The 19981-nt window shown below is 65.0% G+C and carries 20 protein-coding genes; 8 read left to right on the plus strand and 12 right to left on the minus strand.

What is annotated here, in order from left to right; translation table 11 throughout:
- Positions 1 to 164: 164 nt before the first annotated feature.
- The 3 genes from AB4Y34_RS10090 (at position 165) to AB4Y34_RS10100 (ending at position 2446) form a co-directional block, all read left to right on the plus strand.
- Entirely contained in the window at positions 165 to 932 is a 768-nt protein-coding gene (locus tag AB4Y34_RS10090) for an inositol monophosphatase family protein (protein ID WP_368715932.1), read from the plus strand.
- A 299-nt stretch (positions 933 to 1231) separates the two neighbouring features.
- Positions 1232 to 1453, plus strand: a complete 222-nt coding sequence (locus AB4Y34_RS10095) for a dodecin family protein (RefSeq protein ID WP_368715933.1) — start codon at positions 1232 to 1234, stop codon at positions 1451 to 1453.
- A 603-nt stretch (positions 1454 to 2056) separates the two neighbouring features.
- Positions 2057 to 2446 carry a DUF6232 family protein gene (locus AB4Y34_RS10100; RefSeq protein WP_368715934.1) on the plus strand — a complete coding sequence of 130 codons (390 nt, stop codon included), beginning with the start codon at positions 2057 to 2059 and terminating at the stop codon, positions 2444 to 2446.
- Between the two features lie 72 nt (positions 2447 to 2518).
- On the opposite strand, the gene AB4Y34_RS10105 is transcribed toward AB4Y34_RS10100, so the two are convergent.
- A complete protein-coding gene (locus tag AB4Y34_RS10105; RefSeq protein ID WP_368715935.1) occupies positions 2519 to 4972 on the minus strand; it encodes a glycogen/starch/alpha-glucan phosphorylase in 2454 nt (817 codons plus the stop codon).
- A gap of 670 nt (positions 4973 to 5642) precedes the next feature.
- Here AB4Y34_RS10105 and AB4Y34_RS10110 point away from each other — a divergent pair.
- Positions 5643 to 7013, plus strand: a complete 1371-nt coding sequence (locus AB4Y34_RS10110; protein ID WP_368589487.1) for an MFS transporter — start codon at positions 5643 to 5645, stop codon at positions 7011 to 7013.
- A 142-nt stretch (positions 7014 to 7155) separates the two neighbouring features.
- On the opposite strand, the gene ltaE is transcribed toward AB4Y34_RS10110, so the two are convergent.
- The 3 genes from ltaE to AB4Y34_RS10125 all read right to left on the minus strand — a co-directional run bounded on the left by ltaE (position 7156) and on the right by AB4Y34_RS10125 (position 9655).
- Positions 7156 to 8163 (minus strand): low-specificity L-threonine aldolase, encoded by a 1008-nt coding sequence (gene ltaE / locus AB4Y34_RS10115; RefSeq protein WP_368715936.1) that lies wholly within the window; start codon positions 8161 to 8163, stop codon positions 7156 to 7158.
- A gap of 203 nt (positions 8164 to 8366) precedes the next feature.
- Complete coding sequence (locus AB4Y34_RS10120) at positions 8367 to 9179, minus strand: peptidoglycan DD-metalloendopeptidase family protein (RefSeq protein ID WP_368715937.1); 813 nt, start codon at positions 9177 to 9179, stop codon at positions 8367 to 8369.
- A 164-nt stretch (positions 9180 to 9343) separates the two neighbouring features.
- Positions 9344 to 9655, minus strand: a complete 312-nt coding sequence (locus tag AB4Y34_RS10125) for a cupin domain-containing protein (RefSeq protein WP_176120746.1) — start codon at positions 9653 to 9655, stop codon at positions 9344 to 9346.
- A gap of 229 nt (positions 9656 to 9884) precedes the next feature.
- On the opposite strand from AB4Y34_RS10125, the gene AB4Y34_RS10130 reads away from it, so the two are divergent.
- Entirely contained in the window at positions 9885 to 10205 is a 321-nt protein-coding gene (locus tag AB4Y34_RS10130; RefSeq protein WP_013091261.1) for a hypothetical protein, read from the plus strand.
- Positions 10206 to 10360: 155 nt separating this feature from the next.
- On the opposite strand, the gene AB4Y34_RS10135 is transcribed toward AB4Y34_RS10130, so the two are convergent.
- From AB4Y34_RS10135 to AB4Y34_RS10165, 7 genes are all read right to left on the minus strand, one after another.
- Positions 10361 to 10696, minus strand: coding sequence for a DUF4148 domain-containing protein (locus AB4Y34_RS10135; RefSeq protein ID WP_176368394.1), 336 nt, complete (start codon positions 10694 to 10696; stop codon positions 10361 to 10363).
- A 273-nt stretch (positions 10697 to 10969) separates the two neighbouring features.
- The gene (gndA, locus tag AB4Y34_RS10140) at positions 10970 to 12379 is read right to left on the minus strand and encodes an NADP-dependent phosphogluconate dehydrogenase (protein WP_176368393.1); all 1410 of its coding nucleotides are present in this window, start codon (positions 12377 to 12379) and stop codon (positions 10970 to 10972) included.
- A 285-nt stretch (positions 12380 to 12664) separates the two neighbouring features.
- Positions 12665 to 13273 (minus strand): DUF938 domain-containing protein, encoded by a 609-nt coding sequence (locus AB4Y34_RS10145; protein WP_368715938.1) that lies wholly within the window; start codon positions 13271 to 13273, stop codon positions 12665 to 12667.
- A gap of 33 nt (positions 13274 to 13306) precedes the next feature.
- On the minus strand, positions 13307 to 13924 hold the full coding sequence (locus AB4Y34_RS10150; protein WP_176384247.1) for a pyridoxamine 5'-phosphate oxidase family protein: 618 nt from the start codon (positions 13922 to 13924) through the stop codon (positions 13307 to 13309).
- Between the two features lie 46 nt (positions 13925 to 13970).
- The gene (locus AB4Y34_RS10155; protein ID WP_176384249.1) at positions 13971 to 14840 is read right to left on the minus strand and encodes an NAD-dependent protein deacetylase; all 870 of its coding nucleotides are present in this window, start codon (positions 14838 to 14840) and stop codon (positions 13971 to 13973) included.
- A gap of 28 nt (positions 14841 to 14868) precedes the next feature.
- Positions 14869 to 15144 carry an oxidoreductase-like domain-containing protein gene (locus AB4Y34_RS10160; RefSeq protein WP_368715939.1) on the minus strand — a complete coding sequence of 92 codons (276 nt, stop codon included), beginning with the start codon at positions 15142 to 15144 and terminating at the stop codon, positions 14869 to 14871.
- 93 nt (positions 15145 to 15237) lie between these two features.
- Positions 15238 to 16002, minus strand: a complete 765-nt coding sequence (locus tag AB4Y34_RS10165; RefSeq protein ID WP_368715940.1) for an SDR family oxidoreductase — start codon at positions 16000 to 16002, stop codon at positions 15238 to 15240.
- 275 nt (positions 16003 to 16277) lie between these two features.
- Here AB4Y34_RS10165 and AB4Y34_RS10170 point away from each other — a divergent pair, with 275 nt between their 5' ends.
- Complete coding sequence (locus tag AB4Y34_RS10170) at positions 16278 to 17111, plus strand: polysaccharide deacetylase family protein (protein ID WP_368715941.1); 834 nt, start codon at positions 16278 to 16280, stop codon at positions 17109 to 17111.
- Between the two features lie 35 nt (positions 17112 to 17146).
- On the opposite strand, the gene AB4Y34_RS10175 is transcribed toward AB4Y34_RS10170, so the two are convergent.
- On the minus strand, positions 17147 to 18559 hold the full coding sequence (locus AB4Y34_RS10175; RefSeq protein WP_368715942.1) for a DUF2252 domain-containing protein: 1413 nt from the start codon (positions 18557 to 18559) through the stop codon (positions 17147 to 17149).
- A gap of 243 nt (positions 18560 to 18802) precedes the next feature.
- Between AB4Y34_RS10175 and AB4Y34_RS10180 the strand changes: the two genes are divergently transcribed.
- Complete coding sequence (locus AB4Y34_RS10180; protein WP_368715943.1) at positions 18803 to 19486, plus strand: Pr6Pr family membrane protein; 684 nt, start codon at positions 18803 to 18805, stop codon at positions 19484 to 19486.
- A 181-nt stretch (positions 19487 to 19667) separates the two neighbouring features.
- The gene (locus AB4Y34_RS10185) at positions 19668 to 19934 is read left to right on the plus strand and encodes a CsbD family protein (RefSeq protein WP_176107689.1); all 267 of its coding nucleotides are present in this window, start codon (positions 19668 to 19670) and stop codon (positions 19932 to 19934) included.
- Positions 19935 to 19981 lie beyond the last annotated feature (47 nt).

Genomic DNA, 19981 nt, shown 5'->3' on the forward strand with positions numbered 1-19981 from the left:
CGAGGCACAGCTCCTTCGTGAGTGGGACCGTTTGTGCGACAGCCAACGTTCCGCTTTCCCGTGGCAGGGTCGGCGCCACGAGAGGACTATCAGGTCTTGCCCGCCGGACCGGTACTGCGGGTTGCGACGGTGCGGCAGCACTGACGGCATCAGGAAGTAGAAACATGACACCAACGGACACCTACAGGTTTCTGGACTCGCTCGGCGACGAAGCGCGAATCCTCGCGTTGAAGCGCTTCAGAACGAGGTTCGACGTTGCAACAAAGTCCGACGAGACTCCTGTAACAATCGCGGACCGCGAGATAGAACGACGGCTTCGTGAACTCATCTTGTCGCGGCACCCGTCACACCACCTTGTGGGCGAAGAGGAAGGCGGAGAGATTGGAGACGGCACAACCTGGGTGATTGACCCCATCGACGGCACGAAGAGCTTCGTATCGGGTCTCCGGCTGTTCGGGACGCTCGTCGCGGTACTCGAAAGTCGACTTCCTGCCTACGGCATGGTTGAAGTCCCAGCACTGCGTGAGCGCTGGATAGGCTACGGCAACCAATCTGTTCTCAATGGCACTCCGTGCAAGGTCAGTCCATGTACGCGATTGTGTGAGGCCCGACTGTGCACAACGGACCCACAGATTTTCACTGGCGAAGCGGCACAAGCCTTTTCAACGCTGTCGCGCTCCGTCGCAATCTCCCGGTTCGGAACCGACTGTTACGGTTATGCCTTATTAGCCTCTGGTTACGTTGACCTCGTCGTGGAAGCAGACCTGGAAATTTACGATGTGATGGCGCTAGTGCCTGTCGTTCGAGGCGCGGGCGGCATCGTTACTACCTGGTCGGGTCATCCAATCACCGAACGTTTCGATGGTACGGTCGTCGCGGCTGCGACTCCCGGGTTGCACACCGAGGCGCTTAGAGTCCTCGGAAAACCGTAATCGCGTCACCGGCGCTACTCAACGGAGATCAGGTCAGCTGCAAGGTGTCCACGTCGGACACCTGCACACTGACACTGATAACAGAGAGCAAGGGCCTCAAGAGCTGTCTGTCAATTGAGCGTCGTTCGACTCCGCGAAACCGCCTCGACGCCTGGCGTGGCCGACCCCACTTCGCGGGCCGAAGCAGGTTTGTACGCGTCGTTTAGCTTACATGCTGCGAAGTAGCTAGCGCTGATTAGCGAGACAGGCACGCGGGATGCGCGACGTAAAAATCGCCCATTCCATCCTGGAGAGAGATCATGGCCGCAAGCACACAGTCCAGCGTCTACAAGGTTACAGAAATTGTCGGCACGAGTCCGACTTCCTGGGAGGAGGCTGCGAAAAATGCTGTAGAAACTGCTGCTAACTCGCTTCGTGCTTTGCGAATCGCCGAAGTCTGTAAGCTCGACATGAAGATCGACAACGGCAAGGTGGTTGAATATCGGACCCGGGTATCCGTGTCGTTCAAGTACGAGACTTGAGAGTTCGGCAAAGATCCTGTTGCTCAACGAACTGATCGCAAGACCTGACGAACTCGAACGTGGCGCGCCGGGCTGCTCAAAAACCGCGCACAAATGAAGCCGAAACTGCAGCCCACGCCAAACACCGCAAGATTGGCTAGGACACTGTTAACCCGCCCTTTGTAAATCTGGGGTTCTGATAATGCACATAGCAGACAACTAAGACGGCGAGCAATCCAGCGATGAACGACATGGCCGCAATCATTTGACCTTCCTCTCCTGCAGTACCCGCGAATCCGGATTGCTAATCGCTAGCGTGGAGCATTCCCGCTCGCGATTCCCGACTAACGCCTTCAGGCCGGAGCCCCTCAAATAAAGACGCTCAGATGGAATGCTGTCATTACCGAGCGCCGCGCATCGACGCCGTAGATCATTTCAACGCATATTTTCCCGTCGCGCTCTCTCCAAACCGGGTTTTTAATCAGAAAATCGCCTAACTCGTTTTTTTGTCCCCAAAATCACCCCTTGCAGCACGGGCCTGAGAGAGAACGAAAAACTCCCTAACTTTAGAAATTTGAACGAAGTCTGCTACGCTGCGCGCTTCACTACCCTTGCATTGAAACGATGGAAATCCCATTCAACGATCGCGGCGTGTCGGTCACGCGCAACGCCCTCTCGGCCGCGGGTCAGGTCTTCCCGCTGCGCGATATCGTCGACGTGCGGGTCGTGACCGTGCAGAAGAACAAGGTCGTGCCGCTCGTGATCTCGGCGGCGGGGCTGGTCGGCGCGATCGTCGGCGGTGTGCTGCATTCGGCGTCGGGACTCGTATCCGGGGCGATGCTGGTCGTGGTCGGCTGGCTGACCTGGGCGAGTCAGGACGTCACGCATCGGTTGATGGTCAAGACGGCCGACGGTGAGCGCGAGGCGCTGATGAGCACGGATCGCGAGTTCGTCGAACGCGTCGGCGAGGCCGTGCATCGGGCGAAGGCCGCGGCCGCCGCGCCGAAGACATGACGCGGCGCGTCGATCGAACATGAAAGAGCCGTGAGCGACTGATCGACGCCAGCGCCGCACGGCTTCTCCGGCTCAGTCCAGACTGAGCGGATTCACGCGCCAGATATTGCGCGCATACTCGCCGATCGTGCGATCCGACGAGAACAGCCCCATCCCCGCGACGTTCTCGATCGCGCTTTCGGCCCACGCGTGCTTGTCGACGAAACGCGCATCCACTGCGTTCTGCGCCTTCGCGAACGCATCGAAATCGGCGAGCACCATGTAGTGATCGCCCCAATCGACCAGCGTGTGAAAGATATCGGAGAAGCGCAGCGGATCGTCCGGCGAGAAGAAGCCCGTGCGAATCTGATCGAGCGCGGTGCGTAATGCTTCGTTTTCCTCGTAAATCCGCCGCGGCCGATAGCCGCTTGCGCGCAGATCGTCCACCTCGTCGGCGCTGTGGCCGAAGATGAAGATGTTCTCGCGCCCCACCGCGTCGCAGATTTCGATGTTCGCGCCGTCCATCGTGCCGATCGTCAATGCGCCATTGAGCGCGAGCTTCATGTTGCCGGTGCCCGACGCCTCGGTGCCGGCCATCGAAATCTGCTCCGACAGATCGGCCGCCGGAATGATCAGCTCGGCCACGCTCACGCCGTAGTTCGGCACGAACACGACCTTCAGCCTGTCGCCGATCAGCGGATCGTGATTGACCTTCTCGCTGACGTCGCCGATCAGCTTGATGATCGTCTTGGCCATCCGGTACGCGGACGCGGCCTTGCCCGCGAACAGCACGACGCGCGGCACCCAGTCGCGCTCCGGATTCGCGCGAATCTCGTTGTAGCGCACGATCACGTGCAGCACGTTGAGCAACTGGCGCTTGTATTCGTGAATGCGCTTGACCTGCAGATCGAACAGCGCGTTCGGATCGAAGTGCAGCTTGGTGTGCTGCGCGAGCCGGTGCACGAGCCGCAGCTTGGCCTGTCGTTTGGCCTCGCGGAACGCGTCGACGAACTCGTCGTCCTTGCGCAGATTGCGCAGCTGCTCGAGCTCGAACAGATTGCTGCGCCAATGTGTACCGATGCGCGCGTCGATCAGCGACGACAGCGACGGACTCGCCTGCGCGAGCCAGCGGCGCGGGGTGATGCCGTTGGTCACGTTGGTGAAGCGGTCGGGATAGAGGCGCGCGAAGTCGGAGAAGATGTCGCGCGTCATCAGCTGCGAATGCAGCTTCGACACGCCGTTGACCTTGTGGCTCGCGACGATCGCCAGATACGCCATGCGCACGCGCCGCTGCCCGTATTCGTCGACGAGCGAAATGCGGCGGATCATATCGACGTCGTGACCCGACTGTTCGCTGACATGCTTCAGAAACTGCGCATTGATTTCGAAGATGATCTCGAGATGGCGCGGCAGCAGGCGCGACAGCATTTCGACATCCCATGTTTCGAGCGCCTCGGGCATCAGCGTGTGATTCGTGTACGAGAAGATCTGCGTCACGTGTTTCCACGCCTTGTCCCAAGGCAGGTTATGCACGTCGACGAGCAGGCGCATCAGCTCGGGAATCGCGAGCACCGGGTGCGTGTCGTTCAGATGCACCGCGACCTTCTCCGAGAAGCGTCCGAACGTGCTGTGCGTGCGCTGATAGCGGCGGATCAGATCCTGCATCGTCGCCGATACGAAGAAGTACTCCTGGCGCAGCCGCAACTCGCGGCCGGCAGGCGTCGAGTCGTCCGGATAGAGCAGCCGCGACACGTTCTCCGACATGTTCTTGGTGTCGACCGCGTTGCGGTAGTCGCCGCGATTGAATGCGCCGAGGTCGAGCTCCTCGGTCGCGCGCGCGGACCACAGGCGCAGCGTGTTGGTCGCGTCGGTCGCATAGCCGGGGATCACGGTGTCGTACGCGGTCGCGTTCACGTGCTCGGTGTCGATCCATTCGGTCTTCTCGCCGCGCTGCACGGTACGGCCGCCGAAGTGCACCATGTACTTGATTTCGGGCCGCGGAAATTCCCAGGGGTTACCGGCGCGCAGCCAATAGTCGGGCGCCTCGACCTGCTCGCCGTTGACGATTTCCTGACGGAACATGCCGTACTGGTAACGGATGCCGTAGCCGAAGCCCGGAATGCCGAGCGTCGCCATCGAGTCGAGAAAGCACGCGGCGAGCCGGCCGAGGCCGCCGTTGCCGAGCGCGGCGTCGGGTTCGATATCGATCAGCGCGTCCATGTCGACGCCGAGGCTCGCGAGCGCCTCCTTCATCTGATCGTGAATGCCGAGCGCGAGCAGCGCGTTGGTAAAGGTCCTGCCGATCAGAAACTCCATCGACAGGTAGTAGACCCGCTTCACGTCCTGCTCGTATTGCAGGCGCGTGGTCTTCATCCAGCGCGCGACGAGCCGGTCGCGCACGGCCAGCGCGGCCGCATGCAGCCAATCGTGCGGGTGAGCGGTGATGGCGTCCTTGCCGACGCCGTACATCATGCGATTCGAAATTGAGCGCCGTAGCGCGTCGACGGTACTGTGGAGCTGGTCGAATTCCAGATCGACGGTCGTCATCGAAGCCTCCGGGAAGTTCGACATGGCAGACGCGAACCGCACGGAAGACGGACGGGAGGCGCGTGCCTGTCGGAACGGTTAAAAAAACAGAGTAGGACATTTTGGGGATCTCGCACATCGCTGCGCGAGCGGACGATGACGCATATGCCGTGCCCAGTGAACCCGCCAGTTGCAGTGCAATGGCGCGCGGCCGATGCACGGATGCAGTGCAAAACCGCACATCGATTATTTTTTCGATGCATGACGGGCGAATGAAGCCGCGAATTCCCTAACTGGGTGATCGTATCGGGCCGCCCGTTCTGCCGGACGGTTCGAGCGTACGCGTGTGGGATTCGATGTGGGGCCTTGGCCGATTTGCAGATGCTGGGCGGGTTGACGGTTAGTTGCGTTACTATCAGATCCCAGCGCCTCTTCTTCGGCCGCCTGCCCGCCTCCCTGCACGATCGTGCCGTCTCTGCAACAATCGCGACGTTGCGCCGCACCAGCCGCCACGCTCATCCGCCGTGGTCCGGACAGCGCGCCAACTCGCCCACAACAAAACCGCCGTGCGCGCGTCGCCTCTCTGGAAGCGGCCGACAGCGGCATGCCCAACCCGACGAGCCACGCCTTGTCCGATAAGCTCAGCTCTACCGTCGGCGTCTCCACGCCGGCACTCCCCGCCGACGGCCCGATGTCGGCCGCCAATCGCCGCGCGATGGCCGCGATCATGCTCGCCGTCGCGCTCGCCACGCTCGATACCGCGATCGCCAACACCGCGCTGCCCGCGATCGCCGGCGACCTGCACGCGGCGCCGGCCGCGTCGGTCTGGATCATCAACGCGTATCAGCTCGCGATGGTCGCGACGCTGCTGCCGCTCGCCGCGCTCGGCGATATCGTCGGGCATCGGCGTATCTATATCGGCGGCATCGCGCTGTTCACGCTGAGTTCGCTCGGCTGCGCTCTGGCGCCGACGCTGCCGCTGCTCGCCGCCGCGCGGATCGTGCAGGGCCTGGGCGCCAGCGCGATCATGAGCGTCAACACCGCGCTGATCCGCTATCTGTACCCGCCGCATCGGCTCGGTCGCGGGCTCGGCACCAATGCGCTGATCGTCGGCGTGTCGTTCGCGGTCGGGCCGACGGTGGCGTCGCTGATTCTGTCGGTCGCAACGTGGCCGTGGCTATTCGCGGTCAACGTGCCGCTCGGCGTCCTCGCGCTGAGCTTTGCGATGCCGGCGCTGCCGCATACCGCGCAGGGCCGGCATCAGTTCGATCCGCTGGCGGCGCTGCTCAACGTGGTCACGTTCGCCGCGCTGATCTTCGCGCTCGGCGAGGCGGCGCAACGCGCGTCGATGCAGATCGTGCTCAGCGCCGCGGCGGTCGCCGTCGTGTTCGGGCTGCTGCTGATTCGCCGCGAGGCGGGTCACTCCGCGCCGATGCTGCCCGTCGATCTGTTCAAGCGGCCAGTGTTCGCGCTGTCGGCGGTGACGGCCGTCTGCTCGTTCGCCGCGCAGAGCCTCGCATTCGTGTCGCTGCCGTTCTATTTCGAGGACGTGCTGCTGCGCAGCCAGGTCGAAACCGGCTTCCTGATGACGCCGTGGCCCGTCGTGGTCGCGCTTGCCGCGCCGCTCGCGGGCGGCCTGTCGGACCGCTATCCGCCGGGGCTGCTCGGCGCGGTCGGGCTCGCGGTGCTGTCGGCGGGGATGGCTTCGCTGGCGATGCTGCCCGCCCATCCGCACGTGCTCGACATCGGCATCCGCATGGCGATCTGCGGCGCGGGCTTCGGCTTTTTCCAGTCGCCGAACCTGAAGGCGCTGATGGCGAGCGCGCCGCCGGAGCGCAGCGGCGGCGCCAGCGGCATCGTCGCGACCGCGCGGCTAATCGGCCAGGCGACCGGTGCCGCGCTGGTCGCGCTGTGCTTCGGCATCGCCGGACGCCAGCATGGACCGACGCTCGCGCTCGGCCTCGGCGCATTCTTTGCCGGCGCGGCGAGCCTCGCGAGCGGCTTGCGGCTCTTCGCGCCATCGCATCGCGCGGGCGTGCAGGCGAAGGCGGCGGTCAAGTGAGATGTGCGCCGGACGGCACGCGAGACGAGGATAAAGCTTGCAGGAAGCGCGGCTCGAACGAACCGCGCATGAGTTGAAGCCGGTGCGGGAAGACGAGGCGGCAACTACGCGAGCCGCCTCGCTTCCGACCAATGCAGCGCGATCAACGTGCCGCGAAATACCCCTTCACCGCGTCGATGAACGAGTCGATATCGTCGCTCGACACATCCATGTGCGTGACGAAGCGCGATGCATACAGCATCTGCGTGAGGATGCCGCGCTCCTTGAGCCATGCCTCGAGCGGCGCGCAATGCTGCTGCGGAAACTGCGCGAACACCATGTTCGTTGCGAGCGACTGCACCTTCACCTGCTCGATGGTCTCCAGCCCCGCCGCCAGATGCGCGGCGTTCGCGTGATCGTCGGCAAGACGCTCGACGTTGTGATCGAGCGCATACAGGCAGGCGGCCGCGAGCACCCCAGCCTGGCGCATGCCGCCGCCGAGCACCTTGCGCCAGCGATGCGCGACGTCGATCAGCGCGCGGCTGCCGACCAGCACCGAGCCGACCGGCGCGCCCAGTCCCTTCGAAAAGCAGATCGACACCGAATCGAACGGCTCGGCGAGCGCCGCGACCGGCTTGCCCGACGCGACCGCCGCGTTGAACACGCGCGCGCCGTCGAGGTGGGTCGCGAGGCCGCGCTCGCGCGCGAGCTGCGTCGCGTCGGCGACGTACTGAGCCGGCAGCACCTTGCCGCCGATCGTATTTTCCAGCGCGAGCAGCCGCGTGCGCGCGAAGTGATCGTCGATCGGCTTGATCGCGGCGGCGATCTTGTCGAGCGGGATCGAGCCGTCGGCGGCGTTTTCGAGCGGCTGCGGTTGGATGCTGCCGAGCACGGCCGCGCCACCACCCTCGTATTTGTAGGTGTGCGCAAGCTGGCCGACGATGTATTCGTCGCCGCGCGCGCAGTGCGCCATCAACGCGGCGAGGTTGCTTTGCGTGCCGCTCGGGAAGAACAGCCCCGCTTCTTTGCCGGTGCGCTCGGCCAGCGTGGCCTGCAGACGCAGTACGGTGGGGTCGTCGCCCCAGACGTCGTCGCCGACTTCGGCCGCCGACATCGCCGCGAGCATCGGCGGAGTCGGGCGGGTAACGGTATCGCTGCGCAAATCGATCATTGTGTGTCCCTGTGCGTCCATGGATGACAACCTACGGCAGCCGGCCGCGCGTGCGCTCCGGGGGGAACGCGTACGCGCCGGCAAACGAGCCATACAGTGTATTCAATTCAGGCGACGCTGAAAATCGGCGCGTCCCCGCAAGGCGCGCCGATCCGACTGCGAGGAGTCGATAGACACTGAATCAATAGACGCGACGGGGGCGCTCATCCGCCCGGCTTGGGCAGCCACTGCAGCGGATCGACCGGCTGGCCGTTCTGGCGCACTTCGAACTGGATCGACGCGGCACCGCGGCTATCGACCCCGACCTCGCCGATCGTCTGCCCCTGCGCGACCGCGTCGCCTTCCTTGACGAGCAATTGGCTGTTCTGGCCGTACGCGGTGATCAGCGAGTCGTTGTGCTTGATGATGATGAGCGGGCCGTAGGCTTCGATGCCGGTGCCTGCGTAGACCACGCGGCCGGTCGCCGCGGCCTTGACCGGATCGCCGGGTTGCCCGCCGATCACGATGCCGTTGTATTTGCCCGGCGCGAACGCGCGCAGGATCGGCCCGCGCAACGGCCATTGCAGCACGCCCTGCTGGGGCCCGGCCGCGGGGGCTGGCGCACCGGGGACGGCGCCCGGCGGCACGTTCGCCGCCGCGCCCGGCGCGGCCGGCGCAGCCGGCGCACTCGGCGTCACTGCAACGGGCGGCGTGACCACGCTGCCCGAGGCCATCGGCGGAGAAACGCGCAGCACCTGACCGGGCGCGACCGCCGCGTTGACCGGCAAGCCGTTCCAGGCCGCGATTTCCTGCGGCTTGCGTCCGTACGCCGAGGCGATGCCGGCCAGCGTGTCGCCCGGATTGACGCGGTAGAAGCCGGCGGGCACCGGGACGGTCGCGAGACTGGTCGCGCTCGACGGCGCGTTGTTGTAGAACGGCGTGCTTTCCCACGGCATCGTCGTGCAGCCGGCGATCGCCACGCCGAGCGCCGCCGCGATCAGCAGGCGGATGGCCGTCGGTTGCCATTGTTGTGTCATCTGATTTTCCTCGACGTGTGTCTCGTTCCGATTCAATCGACGCCGCTGCAATTGCCGTGCCGCCACGCTTGCGTAAGGTCGCGGCTGTCTGTTGACGCGTGGATATTATGCGCGAGCCCCACACGCGCGCCGCGCTGGCGCGCGCCGTCAAACTGCCGTGTTCTTCAGACGCTTCCTTGCGTCTCGACGACCAGCACCCGTGCCGCGCCGAGCGGATGCGCAACATGCTCGGTGCCGACCGTCGCGTAGAACACGTCGCCCGTTTCGAGCACCGTCGAACGTTCGACGCCGTCTTCGCGATAGCGCATCTCGACGCGCCCGTCGAGCACGGCGAACACTTCCTCGCCGTCGTTCACGTGCCACTTGTACGGCTGGTCGGTCCAATGCAGACGCGTGGTGATGCCGTTCATGTTCGCGATGTCGAGCGCACCCCAGGCACGCGGCGCGGTAAAGCTTTTGCTGCGGATGATCTTCATGGTCGATGAGCAATTGGCAAGCGCGCAAACCCCGCGGGCGGCGCCGTCCGCCCACGGCGACGGCGCTTGCGCGGCTGGCCTATTATAGGTCGCATGGCCCGCGCGTCTCGGCGGGCAAGCCGCCACGGCCGATTCGTCCGATTGTTGCGGGCAATCGGCCATCGCCTATACTCAGTCAAGCCGCGCGGAGCAGTTCACGACAACGTTGGGATTCTGGGAGGAATCGAGGATGAACAAAGCCACCTTTCTGGCCGTGCAACTCAACGTCGACGATGTGGCGGCGTCTGCCGGCCTCGTCGAGCTGCTGAACACCCACCTGATTTTCGCCGCCGACGTCGCCGAGGCCGCCGATGCGCTCGTGCAACTGGCGAGCGTCGCGAGGCTGTCGAGCGGGGTCGAGGCGAGCGTCGAGCTGCCCGCGGTGGCGATCGAGCGTCTGCGCGAGGCGCTCGACAATCTGAGCGGCTACGACGAATCGTGGCTTCTCGCGCTGGAGCCGAGCCGCGCGCTGTTCGATGACATCGGCCGGCGGCAGCGAACCCTGCATTGACGCGAACCCGCCGCAGCACGGCGCCGTAAACGACAAAACGCCATCCGATCGAACTGGATGGCGTTTTTTCTTGCCCGCCGCGCTCGTGCTATTCCACGAAGCGAGGTCTACAACGGACTACGACTACCCACTACACCTGCACACTGCTACTGCGATCAGCTGCCGAAGTACACCGAGTTACGGTTGGCCTTCGCCGGAACGACGGCGTGGCCTGCTTGCGACGTGCCGGCAGCCGGAGCGCCGTAGCCGCTGGTGTCCGCGCGGTTGGCTGCGACGGCCGTGCCGCGCTGCGCATCGACGCGTGCTTGCGCTGCCTGGATGTCGGCCGGGTAGTTGACGTCGTTGGCGGACGGGTTGTAGCCGGCCTGTTCGAGTTGGATCAGTTGAGCGCGAACCTGAGCGCGCGTCACCGGCTGGCTGGCTTGAGCGAACGAAGCGACCGGAACAACGAGGGCGGCGGCGATTGCAACTGCGGAAATCAGGGTCTTCATGATTAAACCTCCAAAGGACTTGTTGTGGTGCGCTTCGGGGTTTCTGCTTTTCCCTCAGCGATTGAAAACAAGTTTAGAGGCGTCACGATCTAGGGTAAACCCTTAAACCGGCGAAATTCTATTTCTACCAACGCAATAATCATTTCGCATTTGCTAGGCTTACAGCTAACCCTCGATATATTTGGCAATAATGCGGCGCCTGCTTGCCGATCCAAACGCAACAATGGCCCGGCGCGCTGTCACCATCGCGCGCCGGGCCATTTTTTCAACCCCTTAGCTCCACTGGGCGTGGAAGCTGCCTGGCTTATCGATGCGTTCGAACGTATGCGCGCCGAAGAAGTCGCGCTGCGCCTGCACGAGGTTCGCGGGCAGACGCTCAGAGCGGTAAGCGTCGAAATACGCGATCGCCGACGCGAACGCCGGTACCGGCACGCCCGCATTGACTGCGGCCACCACGACTTCGCGCAGCGCCGCCTGGTAGTTCTTCGCGATGTCGCGGAAGTACGGATCGAGCAGCAGGTTCGCGAGCGCCTTGTCCTTCGTGTAGGCGTCGGTGATTTTCTGCAGGAAGCGCGCGCGGATGATGCAGCCCGCGCGGAAGATCTTCGCGATCGTGCCGTAGTCGAGATCCCACTTGTACTCTTCCGACGCTGCGCGCAACTGCGCGAAGCCCTGCGCGTACGAGATCACCTTGCTGAAGTACAGCGCGCGGCGCACCGATTCGATGAACGCCTCTTTCGCGCCTTCGAGCGGCTTGGCCCGCGGCCCTTCGAGCACCTTGCTCGCGGCCACGCGCTGCGTCTTCAGCGACGACAGCACGCGCGCGAACACCGCCTCGGTGATCAGCGGCAGCGGTGCGCCGAGGTCGAGCGCGTTCTGGCTGGTCCACTTGCCGGTGCCCTTCTGCGCGGCACGGTCGAGGATCACGTCGACGAGGTCCTTGCCCGTTTCGTCGTCCTTCTTGCTGAAGATCTTCGAGGTGATTTCGATCAGATAGCTGTCGAGCTCGCCCTGGTTCCACTCGGTATAGACCTTGCCGAGTTCCTCGTTCGACAAGCCGACGACCTGCTTCAACACCGCATAACTCTCGGCGATCAGCTGCATGTCGCCGTACTCGATGCCGTTGTGCACCATCTTCACGAAGTGGCCCGCGCCGTCCGGTCCCATGTACGCGACGCAGGGCTCGCCGTCCGGCGCCTTCGCGGCGATCTCGGTGAGGATCGGCGCGACCAGGTCGTACGCGTCGCGCTGGCCGCCTGGCATGATCGACGGGCCTTTCAGCGCGCCTTCCTCGCCGCCCGACACGCCGGTGCCGATGAAATGCAGACCGGCCTTCGCGAGTTCCTGGTTGCGGCGGATCGTGTCGGTGAAGGGTGTGTTGCCGCCATCGATCAGGATGTCGCCTTTTTCGAGCAGCGGCTTGAGCGAGGCAATGGTTGCGTCGGTCGGCTCGCCCGCCTTGACCATCATCAGAATGCGGCGCGGCTTTTCGAGCGAGTCGACGAATTCTTCCAGCGTGAAAGCCGGCACCAGTTTGCGGTCCGGAAATTCGGCGATGAGTTCGTCGGTTTTCGCGCGGCTACGGTTGTAGACCGACACCGCGTGGCCGCGGCTCTCGATGTTGAGCGCCAGATTGCGGCCCATCACCGCCAGCCCCACCACGCCGATTGCCTGTTTGCTCATTTGAATTCTCCAGAGTCCAATAAATGTCGTGGCGCCGCGCTGCAAAAACACCGGCGCGGCGTCGAGGGTGAAAGGATAAAAGAAACGCGCGCCTGCCGCTTGAGGGCGGGCAAGCACGCCGGTTGCTCGTGCTGCTGCGGTGCTCCTGCCGTGCTCCAACTTGCGCGTAACGCCGGGTAGACAGCTATTGTGCGCGCGTCGGCGCTTGCGCGGAGGGTTCGGCCTGGAATCGGACTGAGGTTTGGCGGACGACACGAACGAATGCACGCCCCGTCGATCTTCCCGCTACCCTGCCCGCTTCCTGAACACCAGACTGAAGTTGTTCGCAGGCATCGCGACCACCCGTTCGCACGTGAGCCCCGCCGCGTCGCCGAGCGCAACGATCGCTTCCATATCGCGCACTCCCCATTCGGGATTGCGACTCTTCAGCCACTGCTCGAACGCTTCGTTGCTCGGTGCCGTATGCGCGCCGCCGCGCCGGTAAGGACCATATAGATAGAGCACGCCGCCGTCGACGAGCCGCCGCCCCGCGCCGTCGATGAGTGCCTGCGCCGCGCTCCACGGCGAGATGTGGATCATGTTGATGCAGACCATCGCGTCGAGCGCATCGACGCCCCAGTCCGGCTGATGCACGTCGAGCGCGAGCGGCTCGCGCACGTTCGCGAGCCCCGCGTGCGCGGTCCACGCGGCAATCGACTCGCGTGCTTCTTCGTCTGCGTCGCTCGGCTGCCAGTCGAGACCGGGCAGCGCGCCGGCGAACCAGATCGCGTGCTCACCAGTGCCGCTCGCGATTTCGAGCACGCGGCCGCGCGCCGGCAGCGCATCGCGCAGCACGGCGAGGATCGGTTCGCGATTGCGTTCGGCGGATGGCGAATGTTGCCGGGCATCGGTCATGGTCGGCCTTGCGTTTCGGTTTTGCGATTTACGTTAGTACAGCGTGGCGCGCACGCGTTCGGGAAGCTCGCGATCGTAGGCGGCCGCGTCGAATTTTTCGCCATCGTTCGCGGCGAAGATGTGTTGCAGGATCTCGCCCGTGCTCGGCAGTTGCGAGCGCTCGATATGCCGCGCCGGGTCCCACAGCCGCGAGCGCACGATCGCCTTCGAGCAATGAAAGTACACGGACTCGACGTCGATCAGCAGCACGGTGCGCGGCAGTTTACCGTCGACGGCGAAACTGTCCAGCAGCGCCGCGTCGTTCGAGATTCGGCCGCGGCCGTTCACGCGCAAGGTCTCGCCGACACCGGGGATCACGAACAGCAGCGCGAGGCGCGGATCGGCGATGACGTTGCGCAAGCTGTCGAGCCGGTTGTTGCCGGGGCGGTCCGGCAGCGCGAGCGTGCGTGCGTCGACGACCCGCACGAAGCCCGGCGCATCGCCGCGCGGCGAGCAGTCGAGACCGGCGGGGCCGCTCGTCGCGAGCACCGCGAACGGCGCGGCCGCGATGAACGCCCGGTAGTCGTCGTTGACATAGGGGATCTCTTTGCGCAGCGAGCGCTCGGCTGGCTGTGCGTAGAGGGCTTCGAGTTGTTCGATCGTCGTCAGCATGCAGTTTCCTCGGGTTTTAATTGTGATTCGCGGAAGGTACTCGTTTTCAAGCGCCCGCCAGCAGCCCAGCGAGCGCGCTCAAGGTATCGCCGCACGGCGCGGCCACCTTCAGCGACAACAGCGGATCGGCGCGCGTGCGGCCCAGATTGATCGCCGCGATCGGCTTGCCCTGGCGCTGCGCCCACACGCAGAAGCGGTAGCCGGAATACACCATCAGCGACGAGCCCGCCACCAGCACCGCGTCGGCCGCATCGAGCGCATGCGACGCCGCAACGACCCGCGCCTTCGGCACGTTCTCGCCGAAGAACACCACCGACGGCTTCAGCAGCCCGCCGCAGTTCGAGCATGCCGGCACGCGAAAACCGCCGAGATCGTGCCACTCGAGATGCGCGTCGCCATCGGCGGCGGCTTCGGCCGTGACGTCGAGCAGCGCGGGGTTATCGGCTTCGAGCGTCTGCTGGATCGCCGCGCGCGAATGCTGCATGCCGCAGTCGAGACAACTGACGCCGTCGATGCCGCCATGCAGCTCGATCACGTCGCGGCTGCCCGCGCGCTGATGCAAGCCGTCGACGTTCTGCGTGACCAGCGTCGGCACGTGACCGGCCGCTTCGAGCCGCGCAAGCGCGACATGCGCGGCATTCGGTTGCGCGCGCGCGACCAGCGGCCAGCCGACCATGCTGCGCGCCCAGTAGCGCTGACGCATCGCCAACGTGCCGAGGAACTCCTGCAGCGTGATCGGCGGCGAGCGCTTCCATGCGCCGTTGTCGTCGCGATAGCCGGGAATGCCGGAGTCGGTGCTGATGCCGGCGCCGGTCAGCACGAACAGGCGCGGATGACGCTGCACGAAGCGATGCAGATCGTCGAGCGTGTGCGGGTCGGCGAGGGATTCGGTCGGCGTGAGCTGAAGGTCGGTCATGACGGGGACGTGGAGTTGCTTGCGCGCATCAGCGGTGTGGGTTCGGTTTGCCGCGCCGGGCTGTCGAGCGACGCGCGTCCGCCTGCGGCTTCGACTTCGCGCCTTGCGTGTCCAGCCGCCGCGCTGGCCGCGCTTTCTGCGCCTGCCGCTTCTGCCACGCAGCCAGCGCGATCTCGTAGCGCTCCAGTGCTTCGTCGTAGAGATCGAACACGCACTGCGAGCAGCCGCTGTGACAGCAGTCGTCGAGATCGGGCCGCACGGGCGGCTGCGGCGGCGGGTCGTCGCTGGGTTTGGCGCGGGGCACGGCGCTTGGTTTGCCTGGAGAGACGGCGGAGCGCCCAGTATAAGTTGAACCCGCGCGCGCCGCTCCCGCTTGCGAGACGGTGCTGCGCGCCGCTCAGCCGCGCCCGACGAACGGCATCTTGCTCGCCATGATCGTCATGAACTGCACGTTCGCCGACAGCGGCAGGCTCGCCATATGCAGCACCGCGTCGGCGACATGCTGCACGTCCATCAGCGGCTCGACCGCGATCTCGCCGTTCGCTTGCGGCACGCCGCGCGCCATCCGCGCGGCCATCTCGGTTCCCGCGTTGCCGATGTCGATCTGCCCGCACACGATGTCGTATTTGCGGCCGTCGAGCGACACCGCTTTCGTGAGCCCGGTGATCGCGTGTTTGGTCGCCGTGTAGGCGGCGCTGTTCGGACGCGGCGCGTGCGCGGAAATCGAGCCATTGTTGATGATGCGGCCACCGCGCGGGTCTTGCGTCTTCATCAGCCCGAACGCCGCGCGCGTGCACAGGAATACGCCGTTCAGGTTGGTGTCGACGATCGAGCGCCATTCGTCGATGCTCACTTCGTCGAGATCGACGGGCGAGCCGTTGCGTCCCGCGTTGTTGAACAGCACGTCGAGCCGGCCGAAGCGCGCGCGGATCGTGTCGAATAGCGCGGCGACGCTGTCGGCGTCGGTCACGTCGCACGACACCGCGAGCGCTTCGCCGTGCTGCGCTTGCGCTTCCTGCGCGACCGCATCGAGCGCGGCCTGGCGGCGTCCGGCGAGCACCACGCTATAGCCGTGCTTCGCAAGCGTCAGCGCGCACGCGCGGCCGATGCCGCTGCCCGCGCCTGTCACCAGCGCCACTTTGCCGTTTCCTGTTTGCCACATCGCGCATCTCCTGTCGTATTGGGTCGCGACGCGCGCGTTTTCCGGCAATCGGTCCGATCGCCATCGACACGCGCGCCGCTTTTCGCTCCGCACCATACAACAGCGAATCGGCGATCGCAAACCGCGGGAGTCTTTCAGCGCGCTTTCGCCGGGTACGTGGCCGCCGAGCGCGGCACGTCGACGCGCGCAACAGTGGTATCGTTCGCGGTTGCGCATCGCGCGCAAGATTCACAGCCTTCCCTGGACGGACGAAGGCGTACTGGAAGCACGTTTCGATGAATGAATGCCCGAACCCGTCGCGCCGCTGGCCGCGTAGCCGCAACTCCGCACTGCTGAACGGCACGATCGGCTGGCACGTGATCGTGCTGATCGGCGTGGCTGTTGCACCAGCCGCGTGGCCATGGTGGCTCGCCTCGATCATCGCGAATCACGCGCTGTTTACGATCACCGGACTGTTGCCGCGCACGACGCTGCTCGGACCGAACTGGACCCGACTGCCCGCGAGCCCGCGCAACGCGGATGCGATCGCGCTGACCATCGACGACGGCCCCGATCCCGTCGTCACGCCGAAAGTGCTCGATCTGCTCGACGCGTTCGACGTGCGGGCGACGTTCTTCTGCATCGGCTCGAAGGTCGAGCGCTATCCGCAGCTCGCGCGTGAGATCGTCGCGCGTGGACATGCGCTCGAAAATCATTCGCAGGTGCACGTGCATACGTTTTCGGTCACGTTTCCGCACGCGTTGACGCGCGAGATCGCCGCGGCGCAACGCACGCTCGAATCCGTCAGCGGCGCGCGGCCGATGTTCTTCCGTGCGCCCGCCGGACTGCGCAACCTCTTTCTGGAGCCGGTGCTGCGCAAGCTCGATCTGCGTCTCGCCGCGTGGACACGGCGCGGCTACGATACGCGCGAGCGCAACCCGCACGTGGTCGCTCGGCGGCTGCTCGATGGCCTCGCCGCGCGCGACATCCTGTTGCTGCACGATGGCAACGCCGCGCTGACGATCGAAGGCCAGCCGCTGATTCTCGCGGTGCTGCCGAGCGTGATCGAAGCAGCGCGCGAGCGGCATCTGCGGTTCGTCACGCTGCGCGAAGCGCGCGTCGATGCGTGACGACACGCGTGAAGTGACACTCGGCGCGAACAGCGCTACACGCGAAATTCCGCCGCCATCTCCTCATCGGTACGCGCTTCGAGCTTGCCGGCGCGACACGCTTTGATGAACACCTCGTAGTCGCGCTCGACCTGATCCGCGTAGGCACTCGCGTAGCCGCTCAGCGCTTCGGCGAACTGATCGCCGCGGCCGATGTACGCGCTGATCTCGATCGCCTGCCCGCTCGCCTTCGCATGCGCGCGCGCCATGATCCAGCCGCATAGCCGCGCGTAGCCGTCGAGCAGATCGCTGTCGAACAACTCGATATTCGCGGACAGCTTCATGTCGCGCAGTTGGCGGAAATAGAACTGCCGCCCGCGCGGCCCCGTCCCCCAGCCGAGGAACACGTCGCTCGCGGTTTGCAGCAGCCGCTGACCTTGCACGACGCGCTCGCCCTGATGCTTGACCGTCGGCGACTTGTAGAACTGCGCGATGACCGATGGCCGCGCCTCCTTCAGCTGCAGGAACAACGGCTCGCCCATGTGATCGACGAGCAGCACGACCAGACAACGCGTGCCGACGCTGCCGACGCCAGCCACCTTGAACACGACGTCGTGCCTCGTGAACTGATCGAGCAGATCGCGCCTATCGTGCGACATCGACTTGCGGTACTCGTCCCACACCAGCTCGATCATCTTTTCGATGTTGCCGGTCCGGTAGGTTTCGGTTTCCTCGGCCGTAAACAGCGCGTTCGCACCGAGCACATGAAACAGCGCGGGCGGGGTGTCGTGGATGGTCCAACGAGTGCCGTCGAACGACGCCATTTTTCCCAGCAGGCTTTGATGCGTGCGGCTCGCGGCCTTTTCCATGGCACGCCGCACCGCGCGCCGGCGCTCGGGCGTCAGTGCGATCTCGGCCATGCGGTCGAACGTGATGCGGTCGTACCACAGGTCGAGCGCGCCGAACTGCGCGTATTGCGCGACGCGATCGCGATACGAACCGACCGCGGTCATCACGAGACTCTCGGCGGTCCCGCGGCTCAGGCGCATCTGCCGCGCGGCCACGACGAGGCTCGCGCACAGGCGTTTCAGGTCCCATTCGAACGGGCCGATCGAGACTTCATCGAAATCGTTCAGGTCGAAGACCAGTTGCCGCTCGGGTGTCGCGAATCCGCCGAAATTCATCAGATGGCCGTCGCCGCAGATCGGCATGCTAAGACCGCTGTCGTGCACCTTGCTCAGATCGTGCGCTTGCAGAATCGCACTGCCGCGAAGAAACGCAAGCGGCGAGGCTGCCATGCGCCCATAGCGCAGCGGCACCAGATTCTCGACGCGCTCCGCGCTGCTTCGTTTCAGCAGCTCGATCGGATCGCGGTGCAACTCGCCGACCGCCCGATGGCTCGAGCGTTTCGAATGCTCGCGTGCGGCGCGGCCGCGCGCTTCCCGTTCGGCAATGGTGCTGGCTCTCATGCTTTCTCTCCGCTTCTTTGCGATTCTTCGACCGGCGACGATAGAGACTGCTTGCCGCGCGTGGCGCCGTTAATAGCGAGGGCTGCAGTCGCGATCATAACGGGTCGGAACACAACAGGGTTAAGCGCGTTCGTCGTCAGCAATCCGACCTCCGTAGTACCCCGTAGCATTTTCGCAACCGCCGGCTCGTATGCGCGAGAAAGCACATGCGAGCGAGCGCGCACCGCGCGTAGAATCGAGCGCATGCGCCCTACCCTCGTTCCGCAGCGCGAGTCCGAGCTGCCGCTGCATACGCCCAGTGTGTCGTCGCTGACGTTGGCGACGGTGATTGCGCTGATCGCGTGGATGGCGATCCTCGCGCAAGCCGACCTGACCATCGATCGCACGCTCGCGCGCGGTCTCACCGTGTTCGACGCGCTCGCGCGCATGAGCAGCTACCTCACCAATCTGACGGTGCTCGCCAGCGCCTTCTGCTTCACCTGCGTTGCGCTGTGGAAGCAGCGCTCGCCGCTCGTGCGCTTTTTCCGGCAGCCGACCGTCGTGACCGCGGTGGTCGCGTACATGGTGTTCGTCGGCATCGCGTACAACGTGCTGTTGCGCGGACTGTGGCCGCTGTCGCCCTACCGGCGCATGCTCAATGAGTCGCTGCACAGCGCGCTGCCATTGCTCGCCGCGCTCTACTGGGTGCTGTTCGTGCCACGCTTCCATCTGCGCTTGCGTCACTGCCTGCTATGGCTCGTCTATCCGCTCGCCTATCTCGGCATCACGTTCTGGCGCGGCAGCCTGTCGGATTTCTATCCGTATCCGTTCATCGACGTCGAATCGCTCGGGCTGCGCCAGGTGCTGGTCAATTCCGCGCTGCTGTTCGGCGGCTTTCTGATGCTGCTGGCCGTGTTCGTCGGCATCAATTCCAGGCGCCGACGATGATGCTCCAGCACATTCCATCTGGCCGGATGCATTGCGCCCCGTTGCCGGGCGCATTTCTTGCACCCGTTTCGTCACTGACGCAGGCTGACGCCGCACCGGCGCGGCTTGCGCGGCGCCCTTGTGCGGGCGCGTTGCAATTGCAGCGCGCCCGCACGTAAATATGACAACAGGAGCGATGCATATGGACACGAATTCAGCGGCAGGCGCGGTAAAGGAAGTCGCCGGCAAGGTGCAGAGCGCAGTCGGCGACGCAGTCGGCGACACCAGCGCGCAGGTAGCGGGCAAGGCGCGCGAATTGAGCGGCAAGGCGCAGCAGTTATGCGCGAACACGACGAGCCTCTTGCGCGACACGACGGCCGAAAGCCCGTTCACGACGCTGGCCGTCGTCGCACTCGCCGGCTTCGTGATGGGCGCGCTGTGGTCGCGCGGCGGTCGCGACTACGACTGATGCAGGCGCGGTGCCGGATCGTAGGCGCCGAACGACAGTGCGAAGCA

The sequence above is a fragment of the Paraburkholderia sp. BR10954 genome (genome assembly GCF_040965775.1).
Lineage (GTDB): Bacteria > Pseudomonadota > Gammaproteobacteria > Burkholderiales > Burkholderiaceae > Paraburkholderia > Paraburkholderia youngii.